Source organism: Cohnella mopanensis, from assembly GCF_022352055.1.
GTDB lineage: Bacteria > Bacillota > Bacilli > Paenibacillales > Paenibacillaceae > Cohnella > Cohnella mopanensis.
On record NZ_JAKRWM010000009.1, the window covers coordinates 198,499 to 218,526 of the forward strand.

Annotated in this window: 18 protein-coding genes; 4 read left to right on the plus strand and 14 right to left on the minus strand. The window is 50.9% G+C overall.

Going from position 1 to position 20,028, the window contains the following annotated elements:
• Window positions 1-105: 105 nt before the first annotated feature.
• Window positions 106-1,266 (minus strand): phosphoribosylglycinamide formyltransferase 2, encoded by a 1,161-nt coding sequence (gene purT / locus L3D05_RS15515; RefSeq protein WP_239617195.1) that lies wholly within the window; start codon window positions 1,264-1,266, stop codon window positions 106-108.
• Window positions 1,267-1,423: 157 nt separating this feature from the next.
• Between purT and L3D05_RS15520 the strand changes: the two genes are divergently transcribed.
• Complete coding sequence (locus tag L3D05_RS15520) at window positions 1,424-2,074, plus strand: TetR/AcrR family transcriptional regulator (RefSeq protein ID WP_239617197.1); 651 nt, start codon at window positions 1,424-1,426, stop codon at window positions 2,072-2,074.
• A 54-nt stretch (window positions 2,075-2,128) separates the two neighbouring features.
• A complete protein-coding gene (locus tag L3D05_RS15525; RefSeq protein WP_239617199.1) occupies window positions 2,129-2,650 on the plus strand; it encodes a hypothetical protein in 522 nt (173 codons plus the stop codon).
• 83 nt (window positions 2,651-2,733) lie between these two features.
• On the opposite strand, the gene L3D05_RS15530 is transcribed toward L3D05_RS15525, so the two are convergent.
• Entirely contained in the window at window positions 2,734-5,553 is a 2,820-nt protein-coding gene (locus L3D05_RS15530) for a calcium-translocating P-type ATPase, SERCA-type (protein ID WP_239617200.1), read from the minus strand.
• 177 nt (window positions 5,554-5,730) lie between these two features.
• On the opposite strand from L3D05_RS15530, the gene L3D05_RS15535 reads away from it, so the two are divergent.
• Window positions 5,731-7,473 (plus strand): Rqc2 family fibronectin-binding protein, encoded by a 1,743-nt coding sequence (locus L3D05_RS15535; RefSeq protein WP_239617202.1) that lies wholly within the window; start codon window positions 5,731-5,733, stop codon window positions 7,471-7,473.
• Between the two features lie 145 nt (window positions 7,474-7,618).
• Here the strand turns inward: L3D05_RS15535 and L3D05_RS15540 are convergent, their stop codons facing one another.
• The 12 genes from L3D05_RS15540 to L3D05_RS15595 form a co-directional block, all read right to left on the minus strand.
• Window positions 7,619-8,458: a PHP domain-containing protein gene (locus L3D05_RS15540; RefSeq protein WP_239617203.1), complete on the minus strand. Its 840-nt coding sequence runs from the start codon at window positions 8,456-8,458 to the stop codon at window positions 7,619-7,621.
• Entirely contained in the window at window positions 8,448-9,353 is a 906-nt protein-coding gene (locus tag L3D05_RS15545) for a LysR family transcriptional regulator (protein ID WP_239617205.1), read from the minus strand. Before L3D05_RS15545 ends, L3D05_RS15540 begins: the two co-directional genes overlap by 11 nt.
• Before the next feature lie 108 nt (window positions 9,354-9,461).
• Window positions 9,462-9,899 (minus strand): hypothetical protein, encoded by a 438-nt coding sequence (locus L3D05_RS15550; protein WP_239617206.1) that lies wholly within the window; start codon window positions 9,897-9,899, stop codon window positions 9,462-9,464.
• 121 nt (window positions 9,900-10,020) lie between these two features.
• Entirely contained in the window at window positions 10,021-10,815 is a 795-nt protein-coding gene (locus L3D05_RS15555; protein WP_239617208.1) for an ABC transporter ATP-binding protein, read from the minus strand.
• Window positions 10,816-11,742, minus strand: a complete 927-nt coding sequence (locus tag L3D05_RS15560; RefSeq protein ID WP_239617209.1) for an ABC transporter permease — start codon at window positions 11,740-11,742, stop codon at window positions 10,816-10,818.
• Window positions 11,743-11,802: 60 nt separating this feature from the next.
• Window positions 11,803-12,885, minus strand: coding sequence for an ABC transporter substrate-binding protein (locus tag L3D05_RS15565; protein WP_239617211.1), 1,083 nt, complete (start codon window positions 12,883-12,885; stop codon window positions 11,803-11,805).
• Window positions 12,886-13,108: 223 nt separating this feature from the next.
• Window positions 13,109-13,372 (minus strand): YlbG family protein, encoded by a 264-nt coding sequence (locus L3D05_RS15570; RefSeq protein WP_135150394.1) that lies wholly within the window; start codon window positions 13,370-13,372, stop codon window positions 13,109-13,111.
• A 27-nt stretch (window positions 13,373-13,399) separates the two neighbouring features.
• Entirely contained in the window at window positions 13,400-13,891 is a 492-nt protein-coding gene (locus L3D05_RS15575; protein WP_369417979.1) for a YlbF/YmcA family competence regulator, read from the minus strand.
• A gap of 65 nt (window positions 13,892-13,956) precedes the next feature.
• Window positions 13,957-15,924 (minus strand): helicase-associated domain-containing protein, encoded by a 1,968-nt coding sequence (locus tag L3D05_RS15580; protein WP_239617213.1) that lies wholly within the window; start codon window positions 15,922-15,924, stop codon window positions 13,957-13,959.
• Window positions 15,921-17,624 (minus strand): DNA repair helicase XPB, encoded by a 1,704-nt coding sequence (locus L3D05_RS15585; RefSeq protein WP_239617215.1) that lies wholly within the window; start codon window positions 17,622-17,624, stop codon window positions 15,921-15,923. Before L3D05_RS15585 ends, L3D05_RS15580 begins: the two co-directional genes overlap by 4 nt.
• 111 nt (window positions 17,625-17,735) lie before the next feature.
• Window positions 17,736-18,176 carry a CBS domain-containing protein gene (locus tag L3D05_RS15590; protein WP_239617216.1) on the minus strand — a complete coding sequence of 147 codons (441 nt, stop codon included), beginning with the start codon at window positions 18,174-18,176 and terminating at the stop codon, window positions 17,736-17,738.
• Between the two features lie 117 nt (window positions 18,177-18,293).
• The gene (locus L3D05_RS15595; RefSeq protein ID WP_239617217.1) at window positions 18,294-19,466 is read right to left on the minus strand and encodes a M20 metallopeptidase family protein; all 1,173 of its coding nucleotides are present in this window, start codon (window positions 19,464-19,466) and stop codon (window positions 18,294-18,296) included.
• Window positions 19,467-19,679: 213 nt separating this feature from the next.
• Here L3D05_RS15595 and L3D05_RS15600 point away from each other — a divergent pair, with 213 nt between their 5' ends.
• Window positions 19,680-20,024 carry a YugN family protein gene (locus L3D05_RS15600; RefSeq protein ID WP_239617218.1) on the plus strand — a complete coding sequence of 115 codons (345 nt, stop codon included), beginning with the start codon at window positions 19,680-19,682 and terminating at the stop codon, window positions 20,022-20,024.
• The last annotated feature ends 4 nt before the right edge of the window (window positions 20,025-20,028 follow it).

Sequence of the window (20,028 nt, forward strand, 5' to 3'; positions counted from 1 at the left end):
TAAGCCCGATATGATCCGGTTTCTCCCTTAATCATAACGGTCATTCGGCGGGATGAGCATACAACAATCCTCCGTTTATTTGCACTTTTCCGACTATCCGGAACGTTATTCCGCTTGAATACGAAGGGAAGCTAGCGCTTTTGCCGCTCTTTCGCGCGCCTCCGCCACTGAATCGCCCGTAGATAACGCGACGGCCATTCGTCGGCCGACTTTCGTTACCGGCTTGCCGAATACGCGCAACTGCGTTTGCGGAACGGACAAAGCTTCGCCGATTCCCTCGATCCGGTATTCGCCTAGCTCCTCCGCCGCTTTAAGCGGGCGGCTCGCGCCTGGCGCGGTGACATAGATTTCCGGGATCGGGTATCCCAATATCGCGCGCACATGAAGCGCGAACTCGGACAAGTTCTGACTTACCAAAGTCACTAATCCCGTATCGTGCGGGCGCGGGGAAACTTCGCTGAAATATACTTTATCCTTGGCAAGGAACAGCTCCACTCCGAAAATACCCGTACCTCCGAGAGCGTCCGTAATAACGCCGGCGATCCTTTTGGCTTCCGCGATTTGTTCGTCCGTCATCTCGTGGGGCTGCCAGGATTCGATGTAATCTCCGTCCTTCTGAATATGGCCGATCGGAGGACAGAACAAGGTTCCGTTAGCGGCGCGTACCGTCAACAACGTAATTTCCGATTCGAACGTAATGAATTCCTCCACGATGACTCTTGCCTGTTGAACGCGGCCGCCTTCCATCGCGATCGTCCAGCAACGGTCCAAATCCTCTTCCGACCGGCAGACGCTTTGCCCTTTGCCGGATGAACTCATAAGCGGCTTAACGACGCACGGGAATCCCATTTCCCTAGCCGCTTGCGCGAATTGCTCATACGTGTCCGCGAAACGGTAGCCCGCCGTCGGCAGTCCGAGCGTCTCGGAAGCCAGTCTGCGAATGCCTTCGCGATCCATCGTCAACTGCGCTGCGCGAGCGGTCGGGATGACGCGATACCCTTCTTCCTCCAACTTCACGAGCTCGGCTGTGGCTATCGCCTCGATCTCCGGCACGATCAGGTCCGGCTTCTCGCGCTCTACGACTTCGCGAAGCGCTTGACGATCCAGCATATCGATTACGTAGCTCCGGTGAGCGACTTGCATGGCCGGCGCATGGTCGTAACGATCCACCGCTACGGTCTCGATTCCGAGGCGTTGCGCTTCGATAATCACTTCTTTTCCTAACTCCCCGGAGCCTAACAGCAACAGCTTTTTTCCTATGTACATTTGTTCTTTTCCTCCTGCTTGGCTTATTCAATATCGTCCATTATACACGATGGCTTTTCATTAGACAGCATCATTAGACATCCGCTCATTGACAGTGGATATGCGGTACGATATATTTTTGATTAACATGAATGTCAATGAAAAAGAGGAATCCAACATGTCCCCACGCACAAAGGAACAAAACGAAGAAATCCGTAAGCAACGCTCGCAGGAAATTTTGCGTGCAGCCATAATCGTATATGCGGAGAAAGGCTACGCTGCTTCTGAAATCGGAGAAATCGCGGAAAAGGCCGGTCTGGCGCGCGGACTGGTGTACCACTATTTCAAATCAAAGCAGCTCTTATTCCGCGAACTTTATGATTCCATGATGGACGGAACGCAGAAGTTTACGGAAACCTATTTCAAGCAAGAGGGTTCTTCCCTTGAATTGTTTGAGGGATATGCGAGGATGGTATGCAAACAAGTGCTAGAAGACCCAGCGACCTCCCGCTTCTACTCGAGAATCAGCCTTGATATTCATTACTTGTATTCACCCGAGGAGTTCTCGCCGTTCGAATGGATGAAGAGCTTTATTCAGCCGATGAAGCAAGCCGTAGACATTGGCATAAAGCAAGGCACGATACATCAAGGCGACGCCAATCTGATGGCTTTACAATTCTGGGGCGCGGTTTCCCACGGAACTAGTTACTTAGACCAGTTGCAGCAGGATCTCCTATCGAAGGGCGCTGAAGAGCAGGAAGTAAAGCAACAGTTGACGACCGTTCTCGACCAAATCGTACATTCGGCTTCGGCCGTATTAAAAAAATAAAAAATTTTACTCTTTTTATTGACATTCATGTCAGTCAAAAAAAGGAGAGATTAAATGACATTAGTGAAAATGAAGCAAAGGGACTTCGATTTATTAAGCGAAGACAGTTTGGGTCGGGCTTGCATGGAGCCGATCTTCCAGCAAATCCGCGGGAAGAACTTACCGATCAAGACCCAAGTCATCTCGGAACTGAATAAAGGGCAACAAGCACTATGCATGTTCAGGGTCATGTACGACCACGCGAAAAACTCCGCGGCGGAATTTTACTGCTGGATGTCCTATTTGCTAGATCAACCGGGTTATTGGTACGGGGTTATGGGCGGGTTAAGTTTTTTCGGAGATCACGCTATGCATCAGCTGCTTGAGGAGACAAAAGAAATTCTCCAAGCGAGGAACCTCAAGCTAAGCAAGCAATGGAGCGACGCTTCCATGAGTGACTTGGATAAGGATGAGGAACTTCATATTAACGTTGTCTCTCTATTTGATCGTTTTCAGCTAATCGCGCCATTGAGTCATGGAATCATTAGCTCATTCATTCGATCCAATCCTCATGAGTTTGTCGTCATAGAAGCCTGAGTTTAAAAGCCAGAGTATCGCAGATTCAAAGAAAGAAGCCCTGTTCCGAATCGAAGTTCGGCCCAGGGCTTCTTCTTTGTACATTATCTCGCGATAGAGGGCGGCGCGGAATTTCCGCCGTACGTAATCCTGTTGCTCTTTTTCTTCGGCTTCGACGTCCCGAGCACGCTTCCGATTCCCATCGCGAACGTAGGAATACCCGCCGCTACGAGGACAAGCGCCCAATCCCTCAGATCGAGAGGAACGGTTTTGAATACCGGTTGAAGCGGCTCCACGTAAAGCACCGCTAACATCAGTACCAAGGAAGACAACACTGCCAGCACGAGAAATTTATTTTCGAGCAGCTTGCGGTGGAAGATGGAGCGGGAACTTCGACAATCGAATACGTGAATGAGCTGTGCCATAACCAACGTGGCAAATGCCACGGTTTGCGCGTGCACGAGCTGATCCGAATGCCCGGCCCCCGCTTTCAAGGCGATGATAAAAGCCCCCAAGGTGCATACGCCGATTAGAATACCGCGGCTTATGATTTTCCAGCCCAAGCGTCTCGCGAAAATATTTTCTTTGGCGGAGCGCGGCTTATGTTGCATCAGGTCGCTCTCCGCTTGATCGACTCCGAGTGCCATGGCAGGCAATCCGTCGGTCACCAAGTTCACCCATAAAATCTGAATCGGAACGAGCGGCAACGGGAATCCGGCCATCATCGCCATGAACATCGTCATGATTTCTCCGACGTTGGACGCCAACAAATACCGGATAAATTTGCGGATGTTCTCGTAGATTCCTCTGCCTTCCTCAACGGCGGCCACGATGCTGGAAAAATTATCGTCAGCTAGGACAAGCGCGGAAGCTTCTTTCGTCACGTCCGTTCCCGATATGCCCATGGCGATTCCGATATCCGCCGCTTTGACGGCTGGCGCATCGTTAACGCCATCTCCCGTCATCGCGACCACATGACCCCGCCGCTGTAGGGCTTGGACGATTCTTAGCTTATGTTCGGGGGACACGCGAGCGTATACCTGAACGTCGTCCGCGATTTTTTCTAGCTCTTCGTCGTTCATGCCGGACAGTTCTGCACCTGTGACGACTCGACCTCCACGCCCCATGATACCGAGCGTCTTGGCGATTGCTTCCGCCGTCGTACCATGATCTCCCGTGATCATCACGGTCTTGATCCCAGCCTGGCGGCACTTATAGATCGCTTCTTTTACTTCCTTGCGCGGCGGATCCATCATGCCCGTCAATCCGACGAAAATGAGCCCGCTTTCGGCTTGGTCGCTGTTACTGCATTCCTCGTGATGCTTCACTTCGCGATAAGCTAAACCGAGGACGCGCAACGAATCTTTGGCCATTCCTTCGTTTGCCGTGATCACCTTTTGCTTCAACGTCCCCGTAAAAGGCACGACTTGGTCTCCCCATAACACGTAAGCGCATTTACCGACAAGCAAATCCGGCGCCCCTTTCGTGCACATCAGCTTGCCGCCTTGGTGGGAGACCATCACGGACATCCGTTTGCGTTCCGCGTCGAAAGGAAATTCTTTCACTCTGGTATACAGGCTCTGCAAGGCGGATTTAACCATACCCGTTTTGGCTGCGAGCACGAGTAAGGCACCCTCCGTCGGATCCCCCTTGATCCGCCATTCCAGCGCTTCTCCTGCAGCGGGTTGTTCGCCCTTGCCGGATTTGCGTTTTTTCGGATCCTCCGTCTTCTCCTGCTGGGACAAATCCGAGTTATTGCATAAAGCCGCGATCTGGGTTAATCTGCGCAGCGCAGCGTCTCCCTTGGCGTCAATGCCTTTGCCCGCTTCCTTGAGCAATCCGAACGGTTCGTAGCCCTCGCCGGTAACCTCGATTGCTCTCCCGCCAAGCCATAGCTGGGTAACGGTCATTTTATTTTGCGTCAACGTTCCGGTTTTGTCCGAACAAATGACGGAGGCGCAGCCGAGCGTCTCAACAGATGGCAGCTTGCGAACGATTGCCCTTCGTTTGATCATCCGCTGAACGCCAAGCGCGAGAGCGATCGTTACGATTGCCGGCAATCCTTCCGGAATAGCGGCAACGGCCAAGCTTACGCCGGCTAAGAACATTTCATAGATTGGCTGTCCATGCATAATCCCTGCAAGCACGACGACGACCGTCAATATAATCGCGACGACGATCAGTATTTTGCCGAGCTGCTCCAACCGATGTTGAAGCGGCGTATCCGCCTCTTCCGTCTGCTGGATGAGATTAGCGATTTTGCCCATTTCCGTCTGCATTCCGGTGACGGTCACGATGCCTTTAGCCGTGCCTCTCGTAACCATCGTCCCCAAGTACCCGCAGTTTTTACGGTCTCCGAGAGGAAGCTCTTCCGTAATAATGCGTACAGCCTGCTTAACGACCGGTACCGATTCTCCGGTTAAAGCAGCCTCATCGATCGAGCATTCATTGCATTCCAAGAAACGCAAATCCGCCGGCACCCGATCCCCGCTCTCCAGCAAGACGATATCGCCCGCTACGAGATCGCGCGCGGCGATCTGATGGTATTGTCCTCCTCGAATGACATTCGCGGACGGGGCGGACAACTCCTTAAGCGCGCGGAGCGACCGTTCCGCCCGAAATTCCTGGTAAAAGCCCAGTATTCCGTTAATTAGAATAATCGCAACGATAGTAAGAGCATCCAGCATTTCCCCGAGCAAACCGGAGATAACGGTTGCCCCTAACAACACGAGCACCATAAAATCCTTGAATTGGTTCAGCAATAGCTTGAGAGGAGATTCTCCCTGTTTTTCCGCTAACTCATTAGGCCCTAACGTTTGCAATCGATTGGACGCTTCTTCCGCCGTCAGACCGTTCTTGGCATCAGAATCGAGCGTCGTCATCATTTGTTCCTCGCTAAGCTGATGCCATGCCTTTCCTTCCACGATGGTCATCCCCTTCCGTCTATCCGCATTTATGACCTATGTGTATTCAGACAAGCCGGGAAATATCCCGCTTGGTTGTCCTCATCGGAGGTCAAAGCTTTCCCTTTGGTTCGATGTGTGGCATCATAGGAAGACAGAAAATCACGCATCCGAAGCGATGTAACAGGAGCAACCGCTATGTCATTGGACGGAATCGTTACCCGAGCGCTCGTACACGAGCTGCAAGCAAGCGTCAAAGCACGCATTCATAAAATATATCAACCAACAGAAAATGAACTGATTCTGCACATTAGAGGACAAGGCGTGAACGGAAAGCTATTGTTATCCGCGCATCCTTCGATGCCTCGAATTCATTGGACCGAACAAACGTGGGCGAATCCTCAAGAGCCGCCTATGTTCTGTATGCTCCTGCGCAAATACTGCGAAGGCGGCGTCATCGAAGCCGTTCGGCAGGTCGGCCTTGAGCGGATCGTAGAAATCGACGTTCGCCATCGCGACGAACTGGGAGACTCTTCCTTCAAAACAATCGTACTGGAGATCATGGGACGACATAGTAACTTGATTTTGCTGGATCCGGCAAGCGGTATTATTCACGACGGAATTCGGCATGTCACCCCGGCTATTAGCAGCTATAGGGTCGTCCTGCCGGGCAGCGCCTATGTATCTCCTCCGTCACAGGACAAAGTCAATCCGCTCGAAGCGACTTCCTCCAGCTTCGAAGCCTTAATGGATACATTGCCTGCGGATGCGCGGCAGTCTGACGTAAACACCATTTCTTCCACCCTGCTTAATGCCTATACGGGACTAAGCCCGCTCCTTACACGCGAGATTGCCTATCGGGCGGCTAATTTGCAGCAAGAGCCTTGGACTGTCTTCGATCAAATGATGAGGAAGGTATCGGAAAATGATTATGAGCCGAATCTAGTCATCGCCGAGGATGGCAAAGCCTTATTCTCGGCCGTTGCGTTGACGCATGCCAAAGGCGAAGCGAAAACTTTCGACTCCATGCACCAATGCCTCGAAATATTTTATCGGGATAAGGCATCACGAGACTTGGTCCGTCAGCGTACGACCGACTTGAACCGTTTCCTATTGAATGAAATGGCCAAAAACGAGAAAAAACTGCTCAAGCTGCAAGATACGCTCAAAGAAGCTGAAGAAGCCGATCATGTGCGACGGCTAGGAGAATTGCTTACCGCGTATCTTCACGCTTTCAAGAGAGGCGATAAAACCGTTGATGTCATTGACTACTACGAGGAAGACCAGCCAACGATATCGATCGCGCTTGATCCTCTTCTCACTCCGAACGAGAACGCTCAGCGTTATTTCCGCAAATACACGAAGATGAAAAACAGCCGTTCCGTCGTCACCGAGCAAATGGAATCGACAAGAACGGAAATGGAATACTTAGCATCCGTGCTGCAAGGCCTTGAATCGGCGACGCCGAACGATATCGGAGAAATACGCGAAGAGTTGATCGAGCAAGGCTACATTCGGGAGCGCGGCTTGAAACGGGGGATGAAGAAAAAGAAGAAAGACACTCCTTCCGTTCTCTGTTACACATCCAGCGAAGGTATTCCGATCTACGTCGGCAAGAACAATACGCAAAATGATTACGTAACCAACCGTTTGGCGATGTCCACGGATACTTGGCTCCATACGAAGGATATTCCGGGATCCCACGTGCTTATCCGCAGCGCGGAGTACGGAGAGGAAACGTTGCGCGAAGCCGCCGTATTAGCCGCTTACTATAGCAAAGCTAGGGCTTCCAGCAGCGTGCCGGTAGACTATACGCGCATTCGTAACGTTCGCAAGCCGAATGGAGCGAAACCCGGATTTGTCATATACGAAGGCCAGAAAACTTTATTCGTAACGCCAGACGAAAGCCTTGTGCAGCGAATGCCTTCGATAGTGAAATAAAAAAGTGGTGGACACATGAGGATCAGCCTCTTGTTCCACCACTTTTTACTTTCAGGCGACGTGCAGTTCGGTTTCGCCGGACTACAGAGCCGGATTAGTCACTTGTGCGGCGTGCAGTTTGGTTTTACCGGAATCGACGCCACTGTCAGCCCTTACGCAGCAATTTGCTTACGATGGATGAATCTACTGTGCGGCTTCCGATTGCGCCATGGAAAGCGACTCCGTCTTTCACGCCATGGAAGTCGGAACCGCCCGTCACGAGCTTACCGCGGTTTTCCGCCCACTCCGCGTAACGTTGCTCCATCTGGGCATCGTGCTCCGTGTGATACGCCTCCAGTCCATCCGCGCCGGCATCGAGCATCGTTAACACCACATCGTCATCGCCATACAATCCCGGATGAGCGATGATCGCAATCCCGTCCGCCTCATGAATCCATTGAATCGCATCCATTGGACTAATGCGCGTCAAGCTCGCATAGGCCGGCATTCCTTCGCCAAGCCATCGATCGAACGCTTCTTTCTTATCGGCAACATACCCTTTGTCGACAAGCACCTGAGCAATATGCGGTCTTCCGATCGAGCCATCCTCAAGACGGGATTTGCCTGCCGCCGCTTCCAGCTCTTCATAGGAAACGTGCATGCCTAGCTCTGCTAGATTGCCGAGCATCTCCTCATTACGACGATTCCTTACATTTCTTAATGCAAGCAATCGAGACAACAAAACCTTATCTTCCGTCGATATCCCGTAGCCGAGAACATGGATCTCTTTGCCTCCCGACGACGTGCTAATCTCCATGCCCGGAACAACCGAGATTCCGTATTTTTTTCCGGCATTTAACGCCTCTTCAATTCCTGCGATCGTATCATGGTCTGTGATGGCCACCGCGGCGAGACCCGCTTCCTTTGCAAGTCGCACATTTTCAGCCGGGGGGAACATTCCATCCGAAGCGGTCGTATGGGTATGTAAATCAGCCCTATCTCCCATGGGAAAGTCCCCTTAAATCTTTCAGTAGAGCGGCAGCCGGCATCGACAGAAGCGATGATTGCAACCAGACTGCATAGAACTGCCGCCTAAAATTAACGCCTGAGATCCTGACCGGCTTGAGAAGGCCTAATGCCAGCTCATGTTTTATCGTCCAAACGGAAAGCAGGCTCAGCCCTAATCCTGCTTCTACCGCCGACTTAACCGCCCCCGTGCTGCCGAATTCGCTAACGACGCGCAAACCGCTTTCGCTAATTCCGTGCCGGCGCAACTCTTCCTCCATGATCTGGCGCGTTCCTGAGCCTTTCTCCCGAAGTACCATCGGCTCTTGCATGACCTCTTCGAGCGTGACCTCGTCACGCGAGGCAAAAGGATGGTCCGTTGGCGTAATCAACAACAACTCGTCGTCCATGACGGACTGCGCTTCAAGACCCGGAACCTCGCAAGGAGCTTCGATGATTCCGAATTCCAACCCTTGATGTGCCACGGCCTCTATGATCTCCGTCGTATTCATGACCTTCATATCGACCGTAACATCCGGAAACCGCCGCAAGAAAGGCCCGAGAAGACTCGGCAATACGTATTCTCCTATTGTTAAGCTCGCCGCGAATTGCAGCCGGCCTTTTAATTCCTCAATAAATGCAACCATCATCTCATCCGTATCCCGCATGAGCTCCACTGCTTTACGGGCTTGCGGCAACAACCGATGGCCAGCCTCCGTCAGTTCAAGCTTTTTGGTCGTCCGGTTCAACAGTTTCGTTCCGAATCTTTCTTCCAACGCTTGAACCTGCATCGTAACGGCGGGTTGGGTCATATGCAAAGCCTGCGCGGCCGCCGAGAAACTTCCACGCTCTGCCACTGTGTAGAAAATATGAAGCTGATGTACGTTCAACGCCATGCTCGCTCCACCGCCTTCCGTCCGATTATTTACTCAACTATATCACATCACGCGAACAGCCGGGGGGAGGTGAGCCTCCAACCCGGCTGTTCGTGATATTGGGATGCCTTAACGGCGTTTACGATTATTCTTAATCAATGTCATCCGTCTGGAGTGCCGCAACCAGGAATAATACGTTTTCAAGTCGCGCAACTCCATCGTTTCCGACATTCTTCCAAGAAACGTAACCACGATCATTTTGTGCAAAGGGTTTCCGATAAGATCCGTCTCGGTTTCACTTACAGCGAATTCCGCAACAAATACGAGGTCGTCATCAATCGTATACACATCCTGCTCATTGCGGTAATAAGAGACAATCCGGCCTTCCTTCAAGCATTCCCACATATACTCGGCAATATCGGAATAACCGGTTTTCTCGTTCTCGACCCGGTCCGTCCAACGCGTACGAGCATGATTGGTAATGATGATATCGGCTACCTTCTTATCCCCTAGAACAACATGGAAGGGTTCGTAAGTATTCCAACGCTCCGTATGTTTATCCTTCACCGGGCTTTCCCCTTCCCGATTATAGGTCTAATGACTCACGATCGCTCCTAAATACTAGGAACATAAGTTCATTTTACCGCATTCATTCCCGATGATTCAACAATAAAATAAAATGTCTCTTCTAGCCGAGAATAACTCGATCATCCGATAACTTATTTCCGCTAATTTGCTCGAATTCTCCGAGAAGTTGGGCGACGGTTAAATTCGTCTTCTTTTCCTCCGGAATATCGAGAATAATGCGTCCCTTATCCATCATGATCAAACGGTTGCCTAGCCGAATCGCCTGCTCCATATTATGGGTAACCATCAGCGTCGTCAATTTCATTTCCCGTACGATTTCGTCGGTCAATCGAGTAATTAACTCCGCCCTCGCCGGATCCAATGCCGCCGTATGCTCGTCCAAGAGCAATATTGCCGGCTTCGTGAAGGTTGCCATCAGCAGACTTAACGCTTGACGTTCCCCTCCGGATAACAATCCGACCTTAGCATTCATACGATTCTCTAGGCCGATTCCTAGACGGCTAAGATGTTCCCGAAAAAGCTGTCTTTTCGCCGAAGTAGCTCCCCAGCCGAATCCGCGCGTTTTGCCCCGTTTATAAGCCATCGTCAAATTTTCTTCTATCGTCATCCGGGGAGCGGTTCCCGCCATTGGATCCTGGAAAACTCGCCCGATCCACCGGCTTCTCTCGTATTCTGGAACGTGCTGAATCGCTTTCCCTTCGATCCGTACTTCACCGATATCCGGCTTCATTACGCCTGAGATGATATTCATCAGTGTAGACTTCCCAGCACCGTTACTCCCGATTACGGTGACGAAATCCCCTGTCTTAAACCGTAGATTCGCGTTCATCAAGGCGATTTTCTCATCCGGAGTTCCCGGATTAAACAATTTCGATACGTTCACTAGATCCAACACTTAAGATTTGCCCCCTTTCTTCAGAGAGACTGTGGCCAGCAACTCTGCAGACCGTCTACGGGCAACGCTCTTCTGCTTCAGCAAACGATTCACGTAAGGAACAACGAGCGCTATGATGACGATGAGCGCGGTGACTAGCTTGAGATCGGAGGATTTGAACAGTTCAACCCGAAGAGCAAGGGCAACCACGATACGATACACGATAGAACCAAGCACTACCGCAAGCGTAGCGATGAATACCGATCTTGCTCCGAATATCGCTTCACCGATAATAACCGACGCCAATCCGATCACGATCATGCCGACTCCCATCGATATATCGGCGAAGCCTCCTTGTTGCGCGATTAATGCTCCGGAAACCGCTACCAATCCGTTCGACAAACTGATTCCGAGAATTTTGGTCCGATCCGTATTGGCCCCAAAGCTTCGAATCATCCTGGCATTATCTCCGGTTGCTCTTAGCGCCAGACCTAGATCCGTGTGCAAGAATGCATCCAATAATAGCTTCACGATCACTACGGCAATTCCCATTACGAGAATAAAGAGTCCAATTGGTTTCATAATCGGCGACAGTAAGGTTTCGGTATTGACGACGGAAACGTTGGGCCTGCCCATGATCCGAATATTGATGGAATAAAGAGCAATCATCATCAAGATCCCTGCCAGCAACCCATTTACTTTCCCTTTCGTATGGAGCAGACCCGTGCAGGCCCCAGCCACGAGCCCGCCGCCGAACGCGGCCAGCGTTGCTAGAATCGGACTATAGCCATGCGTAATCATAATCGCGGCGATTGCTCCTCCAGTAGCGAAGCTGCCATCTACGGTTAAATCCGGGAAATCAAGGATACGGAATGTTATGTAGACACCGAGAGCCATTAAAGCGTAGAGAAGCCCTAATGCTATCGCTCCGTAAATTGAATCAATCATGGTTCAGCCTCCTGTAGAGAGAAATGGAGTGAACGACGAAATCGTCCACCCCAATATTTGTTACTGGATAATATTATTGTCTTTGTCCTTAACTTTATCCTTCATCGCATCCGTAACGGTAATGCCTTGCGCGGCTGCGGCTTTCAAGTTAAGAATGAGATCGAGCTTATCCGGAACGGTTACTTTCATTTCTGCAGGCTTCTTGCCGTTCTTCAGAATTTCAACGGCCATTTGTCCAACTTGATATCCATGATCATAGTATTTAAATCCAACCGTTGCGAAAGCGCCTTTCTCTACAGTATCCCTATCGCTTGAGAAAAACGGGATTTTTTTGTCGTTTGCCACTTGGATGATCGTATCAACTGCGCTCACGACTGTATTGTCCAACGTGATATAGAGGGCATCGACACGGCCGACTAACGATTCTACGGCTTGTTTCACTTCCGAAGTATTGGATGCAGACGCTCTTACCAGCTTGATATCGTGCGCCGCTAAAGCTTCTTCCGCTTTCTTCGCCATGATAACCGCATTCTCTTCGCCTTCATTGATGACGATACCGACGTTCTTCACATTCGGCAGATCGCTAGCGATGAAGTCCATGAGTTCAGTAATGGCTTCCGGATTCGTATCGGAGGCACCGGATACGTTACCGCCAGGTTGATCCAGGTTCGTTACGATCTTCGCTGCGAGAGGATCTGTTACTGCTGCGAATAGAACTGGAGTTTCCTTCACGTATTGCGCTACCGATAGAGCGGAAGGAGTTGCAATGCCTACTACCAAATCGTTCTTCTCGGAAGCGATCTTCTGAGCGATCGACAGGTTGTTTGTGGAATCCGCTTGGGCGATATTGAGATCCACCTTTAGATTTTCACCATCGACGATTCCGGCGTCTTTAAGTGCTGCCAGAAAACCTTCACGAGTTGCATCCAAGGACGGATGCTCCACGTATTGGGAGATCGCGATCTTGTAATTGCCCGCGTCGGCATTAGAACCGGATGCGGTCGGAGATGCGCTCTCCGTGGCGCTTGGTGCTGGGGTTGCTGCGCCTGAGTTATTGTTGGTTTCGGGTTTGTTCCCGCAGCCTGCCATAACCATTAAAGCGGCAGAGAAAAGCATAATCGTAGATAGCCATTTTTTCTTCATTTTCTTACCCCTTTTCTTGTTGTATATCCTGCGCTGATTAAAGCTGTAACGCTGTTGCCAATTACAGCAATAAAACAGAATTGTTAATAGTTTAATAGGGGCTTTCGCTATTCGTCAATTCTAATTATTTATTTCCCGCACTCCATTTGACATTCCTCTCACATTATGGAAAAAAGCCCCCCGGATTCGGGAGGCTTTCTCCATTATACGATATTGCTTGCCATTATAATCCGTAAAACCGGGTTTTGTCGGGTACGTTTTTCTCGTACTCCGTTTTGATTTCATTGCGGTAGGAGCGTTCGATTTTACGGACGAAGGGCAAACGCTGAAGGTTACGGACCGCTTCCTCCGCTACATCGGCATTCATGTACATGACGGCATATTGCATCTTGCGGGACATATAATGCAAGGTTCCGTATTTGTCTAAGCCTTTAGCCGCTTTCGAATCGCTAAACCACACGATATAACCTGTCCGTTCGGCAAACATGTCTAACCTCCGGTTCTCTGAATCTGATCAACCGCAACCGCCGCTCCCGCAAGAACAGCTTCCTCCGTTACCGCAGCCTGACGCCTTAGGGTTCGGATTATTATCCGGCACCTTAATGGTTTGCGACACGGCATGCGCCAGCGTTCGGGATATATCGCCAAGAAGTTCGTCCAAGGAGCTTTCCGCGGCTTTGTACTTCCTAACCGCTTCCACCTCATCAAGCTGTGCTTCCATCTCGTACACTCGTTCCAACGCGGCATTATATTCCGGATGAAACCTTCCAAAGCGTTCGCATTCCGCGAACTTCTCTTTCGCCTTAGCGAATTGCTTGGTCAGGCTTTGCACTTCGGCGTCTTGAATGACTTGATCTTTCCAATACGCATATTCCGCAGCTAAAGCGGATCTCTTAAGCGAATCCCCCAGCTCGAAGGCGTAGGATAAAAGCATTGCCATATCGGCAGGCGCGTTATCCATCACACCTTGTTCTGCCGCAGGGAGGGTTTGTATCATGCTGGCCATCGGCCTCACCTCACCTTTCGGCTTTGCCATACCCCCTCATAATAACACAACATGCGCCTATCCGGTCAATTGGTTTCAATCTCCTCCAAGGAAGGCAGCACGATCATAACGCCCTCCATCTCATCCGCGGAGACTTCAACATTTTCCGCATGCGAGTTCAAGGTAATGATATTATCGTCGGAGAATTTCTGCCTCCACTGGCCGATGACCGACCACTTAGCGCCTTCTACCCTCAACTCATTCGGGACGAACAGTCCGGTACTGCCCTTCTGTTCCACTTGAACGGACGCCTTCCAATTGATCGCTTGCTGCAATAATTCTTTACGCGTAGAAAGGTGATACGTTCTTGGCTTTAACAGCCACGTTGCCGGAATATCCGATAACCCCGGGAACAGTTCCTCTGCCATAGGCAAGGAACGATCAGCTTCGAACATCGATATCGCGTTACGCTTATATATCCAACCTAAATGATCCGCATCCTCGACCTCGGAATCGGGCACGATTTCAACTTGATCCCCCATCCTATCGCGCTGATCTTCCAACGGCGGAAATCCTATTGTACGTAATCTGGCGTGCACATGCTTGTAAGAAGAAGCTTCAATAATAAAATCCCGGTCTCCTACTTGCTCCAGCAACTTTTCCGCGAGCTCGGGATCATTCTTAAGCTTCTCCGCTGTAGTCGCATTATCCGTCCGCAGCAACAATACCTCGGAGAACCTAGCTTTTCCTAACGCGGCATACCAATCTTCGATCATTCTAGCGACAGATTCCGGCAACGGCGAACAAGTTCCTTGTTCCAGAAAGTCGATCAACGATTGCTTAGAGTAGCCTGCATTACATGCCTCGATACATGAAGATCGCGTTAACCGATACACAAAAACAGCATCCGCCGTCACGAGTTCCGCGATTTCCGACAGCACCCAACGCTCCTTTAACCCCGTTTCAGGCGGAACCAAAATTTCTCCGTCCGGTTGCACGAACAAAGTTCCTTGTTTATCGGATGGCTGGTTTTCTACAGCTAAGCTAAACGGCTGCTTAATGCGGAAAATGGAATTGCCGTGCAATAATCCTCGTTCAAGCCAGCCCATGGACTGCAGCAATTCCAGCCAATCGTTTATAGCTTCGAATCGCCCACTCGTAATGTTCAGAATGTCATCCCGATACCATTCCATCACATTTAATGTCAAGATCGATACGGTTGCTAGATGAATAGCCGGATTAATCGCCCCATAACAGTCGGATAGGTGGGCGTACAATCTGCGATCCGCCTCTAGGAGCGAGAGCGCCAGCCAGTTAGAGAGACCCTTAGCGGAAATGCGTATTTCGTTTCCTGCCTTATTCAACACACGGCTATGCAATCCAAGATCGAGTGCCAAAGCTAGCTGCGGCGGGATTCTATCTTGTTGCGGGTAAGCCAATGACAAGCAACTTAATTCTCTTTCTGAAAGAAGCATTTTACGGATTAGCCGGGTTACCTCCGTGCGGTGAATCGTACCTTTTGTTGTCCACGCTATCGGGTTAATTGCGATTTCATGCCAAACGGACAATAGCTCTAAGGATAGCGGGAGACGGAATTCTCGGGCAGAGTAGCTTACTTCTCTTTCGTTGACTTCTCCAATCGAGTTACCTGTAACCGGCAGCAACAACGGCTGCCATAACGTAATACTATCGTTGGGCAAATATAATAATTGATCTCCCCAGGCTTTGCGTACCGCATAGACGATTCCCGATCTTCGCAGCTTCGTCACGGCAACCCGAATTTCCGCCCCAGTGAAAGCGGAAGTTCGCTCCATAAGCTTAGATAACGCTTCGACCTCGAACGGAACACTGGCGAAGTTCATTAGAATGGCTCTGAGAACCCGAAGCTCCTGAGATTCGCTATGATGCCTAGACCACGTTTCCGCCCACTTACGGCTGCCGAGGATGGCTTCTAATGGCTCCCCCTGATCATGCCTTAGTTTAACTGCCGGGTCGGAAGCGATCAGTCGACGAATGGAATCGGGAAGACGTTGAACGGATAAAAGTAAGTTCATGGCACCACCTTCTGATTTGTATAGGTATTCGTCGACGAATCCCATCGATCTACGAGGTAGGGATAACCCTGCTCCAGTAGAAACCGTTCCCGATTACGGGCAAACTCCACCTCGTCCGTCCCTTCGCTTACAACCGAATAGAAAGTCGCTCCCCCTCCTGACTGCTTAGGGCGCATGATCCTGCCTAAACGCTGCGCTTCCTCCTGCCGAGACCCATAACTCCCCGATATTTGAATCGCGACGGACGCATTCGGAAGATCCACCGCGAAATTAGCTACCTTCGATACGAGTAGCACGTCGATTTGCCCCTCGTTGAACCGGTCGAACAATTGCTTCCTATTGCGATGAGGCATCTCTCCTGTAATGAGTGGAAGCGACAATTCGTTCGACATCTCGCGAAGCTGGTCCAAATATTGTCCGATAATGAGCGTCTGCATCCCATGATGGCGCTCCAGCAATGACCTGACGACCTCGGTCTTGCGCGGATTTTCTCCCGCTATTCGATGTCGGCTCCGCTTAGGAGCCGCTGCATAGAGAATCGCGGTTTCCGGATCAAGCGCGACTCTCACTTCCGTGCATGCGGCTTGCGCAATCCACCCTTTGTCTTCCATTGCCTTCCAAGGAATTTCATATCGTTTAGGCCCGATTAAAGCAAAGGCGTCCTTTTCACACCCGTCCTCCCTGACGAGCGTTGCCGTTAGCCCCAATCGTCTCGTCGCTTGGATTTCCGCTGTCATTCGGAACACCGGAGCCGGCAATAAGTGGACTTCATCGTAAATAATAAGCCCCCAGTCCCGATTAACGAAAAGCGCTAAATGAGGATATTCCTCCGATTTGGAGCTTCTATGTGTAAGTACTTGATAAGTTGCCACCGTGATCGGTTTCACGTTTTTCTTATGTCCCGTATATTCACCGACTTCGCCGTCCGTAAGCGTCGTATTGCGAAGCAGTTCGGTGATCCATTGCGAGACGGATACTCCGTTCGGGGTCAAGATCAACGTTTCGCATTTTAACTTGGCGATTGCCGCCATCCCTACCCACGTTTTCCCGGCACCGCATGGAAGCACGATAACGCCGCTCCCCCCGTCGAGCGTTTCGTCTCCGAGTAAGGCCTTCACCGCTTCAACTTGATAATCTCTTAGTACGATAGGCGCTCCGGTATCAGAAGTTTCGCGCAGAGAAATTTCCAATGCCTCGCCGGCATGAAATCCAGCCTCATCCTTGACGGGATATCCTTTTGCGGCCAGCTCGCGTTTAATCCTTCCTCGGGATGCTTCATGGATAACAACGTTCGTCTCTGCAGGAGGATATGCGAACGCCGATGAAACAGTTTCCCAATTGCACAGTTGCGTCATTAATTCTGAAGATTCCGCGATAAGCGTCAAGCCGAGGGGCGAAGGGGTTAGCCTTATTTGTCCGTATCTGCGCATTTGCGTGCGAATTTCCTCTTCTAACCGATGGGGGAGCGCATTCCGCGAATGATCGGCCAACCGCTTCAAGACCTGCTCGGACTGCCATCCCGAAGCCGCCGCATTCCATAACGTCACCGGAGTTAGACGATAGGTGTGCCACTCTCCAGGCCGCTTATGAAGCTCGGCGATCACTCTAAGAAAATCTCTCGTTTCCTCGTACTCGGGATGTCGCTCGTCCAGCAACACCGTGCCATCGGATTGCACCCATAACGGCTTGGATCTGTTCATTCCATATCCCTCCTTGCTTATTCAGCCTTCCCTTTCCTATGAGGATCTAAGCTTATTGATCACGCAAAAAAAGCCCATCTCACGGTTCCCGTGAAATGGACCCTTATTCTCTTAATGGGCGAATTGGGACGATTGACCCTCTTGCTCGGATATGCCGCTTAATGCTTCCCCTGCTTCATTGACAAAGATTTCCCGGATGGCTAAATCCCCTAATGAAACGATTCCGACCAAGTGTCCGTTCTCCACGACCGGCAATCTGCGAATTTGACCCGATGACATCATTGCAGCAGCTTCGTCGACCGATACGTCAGGAGAAATCGTTCGAACGTTATCGGAAAGCACCTGCGAGACGGACGTAGAGCCATCATGGTTGTTCGCGTAGCCCCGGATAACGAGATCGCGGTCGGTAACGACTCCGACAAGCTTTCGTCCCTCGATAACAGGGATGAAGCCAATGTCATGCTCCTTCATCATACTCGCCGCTTCTTTAATGTCGCTCTGCGGTGTAATCGTAATACAATCCGCTGACATGATATCTGCAATTTTACGCATGTTATTCCTCCTGTTTCGATTCAGCAACCAACCTCAATCACCGGTTGCCTATCCTCATACTCAATCGGAGTCTAGGATGACCGAAACAGGAAAACCTTATACGGCATTCATTTCAGCTTAGGAATCTGAAGCCGAGTCATCCGCTACGGCAATCAGCAGTCTGGCCGAATGCAGCATCGCTTTCTCTTCGATGTCGAATTGAGGGTGATGGTGGGGAGCAGAGCTGCCCGCGCCATTGCCTGCGCCCACGAAGAAGAAGCAACCCGGCTTCTGTTCCAAATAATAAGCAAAATCTTCTCCTGCCATGATTTGCTCGCAGGGTCCGGCAGCCGTTTCCGGCATCATTTCCTCGATTATTCGCAGCACTCTATGGGCTTCACGATCGTCGTTGACTACCGGAGGATAACCTTCGAAATATTGCAACTTATACTCGCAGCCATGCATTTCGCAAGTATGCTTGACGATTTCCTCCATCCGCTTGCGGACGACAGCTCGAATTTCTTTATTGAAAGAACGTACCGTTCCGCTCAACTTGCAGCTTGCCGCGATTACGTTGTTCGCGGACCCTGCAGCGATCCTGCCGACTGACAACACTGCCGCATCTAGCGGATTCACGCTTCGGGACACGATCGTCTGAAGCGCCATGACTAGCGAAGCCCCTGCGACTAAAGCATCTCTGCTCTCGTGAGGTAATCCGCCGTGGCCGCCTTTGCCCGTGATTTCGATCTCGAATTCATCCGGCGTAGCCATAATCGGTCCGGGTCGGGTCGTCGCAGTTCCATAGGGGAACGGCGACCATAGATGAATACCATAGATCGCATCCACTCCCTCTAACGCCCCATCCGCAATCATCCGAATCGCTCCGCCTGGCAACACTTCCTCACCTGGTTGGAACAAGAAAACTCGCGTGCCTGCAGTTTCGTCTCTATGTAGGCTGTAATAACGAGCGACGGCAAGTAACTGGGCAGTATGTCCGTCATGTCCGCACGCATGCATAACGCCGGGAACGGTGGATCGGTACGCGCAGTCTTTCGCATCTTGTATGGCAAGCGCGTCGATGTCCGCCCTAAGGGCAATCGTTCGACCCGGCAATTGTCCGTGAAGCTTGGCGACGATTCCGGTTCCCGCTACTCCGCGGCGCACTTCAAGTCCCCAAGAACTCAACAAATCGGCGATTAATCTGGATGTTTCATGTTCTTCGAAGGAAAGCTCTGGATGTTGATGCAAGTGCCGGCGCCATTTGACCATATCTTCATATAGCGATAACAATGTTTGCTCCTTAACCCTCATGGTGGCGCCTCCCTTCCCGTAATCCGTCTATTTGTACTATTGTATCAGAAAGCGTACCGCTCCGTAACCTTACAAGCAGGGCTAGAGGGGATAATTGTCAATGAACGTTCGAAGTTGTGTGCGTAGGCGGGCTTGCAGAAGAATCGCAAACCGTCTATCATGGAAAGGAAAAGCGCTTATTTTGACCTCAGCGACGATAAGGGAGGATTATCCATGTTACTTGACAATACCGGATTAAACGGAATGCGCAGCGACCTCGGACATCTGGACGAATCCAGCGACAAATTGGGTTTCGTACGTTGGCAGTGGGAATATCGCCGCGCTACATATGACCTTAAGTTGCATGACCGGACAAGCGGTCAAGATTTCTTCTTGCGCATCGCGACAAGAGCAGTTGAAGGCAAGCTTGAGAACCCGGATGCTATTCTTGAGGTAGAAGGTGTCTATATCGGACGTGCAACGTTCCCTCACGGACTTGATTATGAATCGCCGATTCCGGCACCGATTCTAAGCTCGGCAACACAGCGTGTGCAGGAATTAAAAAAACTGCTGTCCTAGCGGC

What these genes read in the sequence shown, in the direction of transcription:
- purT (WP_239617195.1), bottom strand. Translation starts at nt 1,266, where the DNA reads ATGTACATAGGAAAAAAGCTGTTGCTGTTAGGCTCCGGGGAGTTAGGA.
- L3D05_RS15520 (WP_239617197.1), top strand. Translation starts at nt 1,424, where the DNA reads ATGTCCCCACGCACAAAGGAACAAAACGAAGAAATCCGTAAGCAACGC.
- L3D05_RS15525 (WP_239617199.1), top strand. Translation starts at nt 2,129, where the DNA reads ATGACATTAGTGAAAATGAAGCAAAGGGACTTCGATTTATTAAGCGAA.
- L3D05_RS15535 (WP_239617202.1), top strand. Translation starts at nt 5,731, where the DNA reads ATGTCATTGGACGGAATCGTTACCCGAGCGCTCGTACACGAGCTGCAA.
- L3D05_RS15540 (WP_239617203.1), bottom strand. Translation starts at nt 8,458, where the DNA reads ATGGGAGATAGGGCTGATTTACATACCCATACGACCGCTTCGGATGGA.
- L3D05_RS15545 (WP_239617205.1), bottom strand. Translation starts at nt 9,353, where the DNA reads ATGGCGTTGAACGTACATCAGCTTCATATTTTCTACACAGTGGCAGAG.
- L3D05_RS15560 (WP_239617209.1), bottom strand. Translation starts at nt 11,742, where the DNA reads ATGATTGATTCAATTTACGGAGCGATAGCATTAGGGCTTCTCTACGCT.
- L3D05_RS15565 (WP_239617211.1), bottom strand. Translation starts at nt 12,885, where the DNA reads ATGAAGAAAAAATGGCTATCTACGATTATGCTTTTCTCTGCCGCTTTA.
- L3D05_RS15570 (WP_135150394.1), bottom strand. Translation starts at nt 13,372, where the DNA reads ATGTTTGCCGAACGGACAGGTTATATCGTGTGGTTTAGCGATTCGAAA.
- L3D05_RS15575 (WP_369417979.1), bottom strand. Translation starts at nt 13,891, where the DNA reads ATGGCCAGCATGATACAAACCCTCCCTGCGGCAGAACAAGGTGTGATG.
- L3D05_RS15580 (WP_239617213.1), bottom strand. Translation starts at nt 15,924, where the DNA reads ATGAACTTACTTTTATCCGTTCAACGTCTTCCCGATTCCATTCGTCGA.
- L3D05_RS15585 (WP_239617215.1), bottom strand. Translation starts at nt 17,624, where the DNA reads ATGAACAGATCCAAGCCGTTATGGGTGCAATCCGATGGCACGGTGTTG.
- L3D05_RS15590 (WP_239617216.1), bottom strand. Translation starts at nt 18,176, where the DNA reads ATGCGTAAAATTGCAGATATCATGTCAGCGGATTGTATTACGATTACA.
- L3D05_RS15595 (WP_239617217.1), bottom strand. Translation starts at nt 19,466, where the DNA reads ATGAGGGTTAAGGAGCAAACATTGTTATCGCTATATGAAGATATGGTC.
- L3D05_RS15600 (WP_239617218.1), top strand. Translation starts at nt 19,680, where the DNA reads ATGTTACTTGACAATACCGGATTAAACGGAATGCGCAGCGACCTCGGA.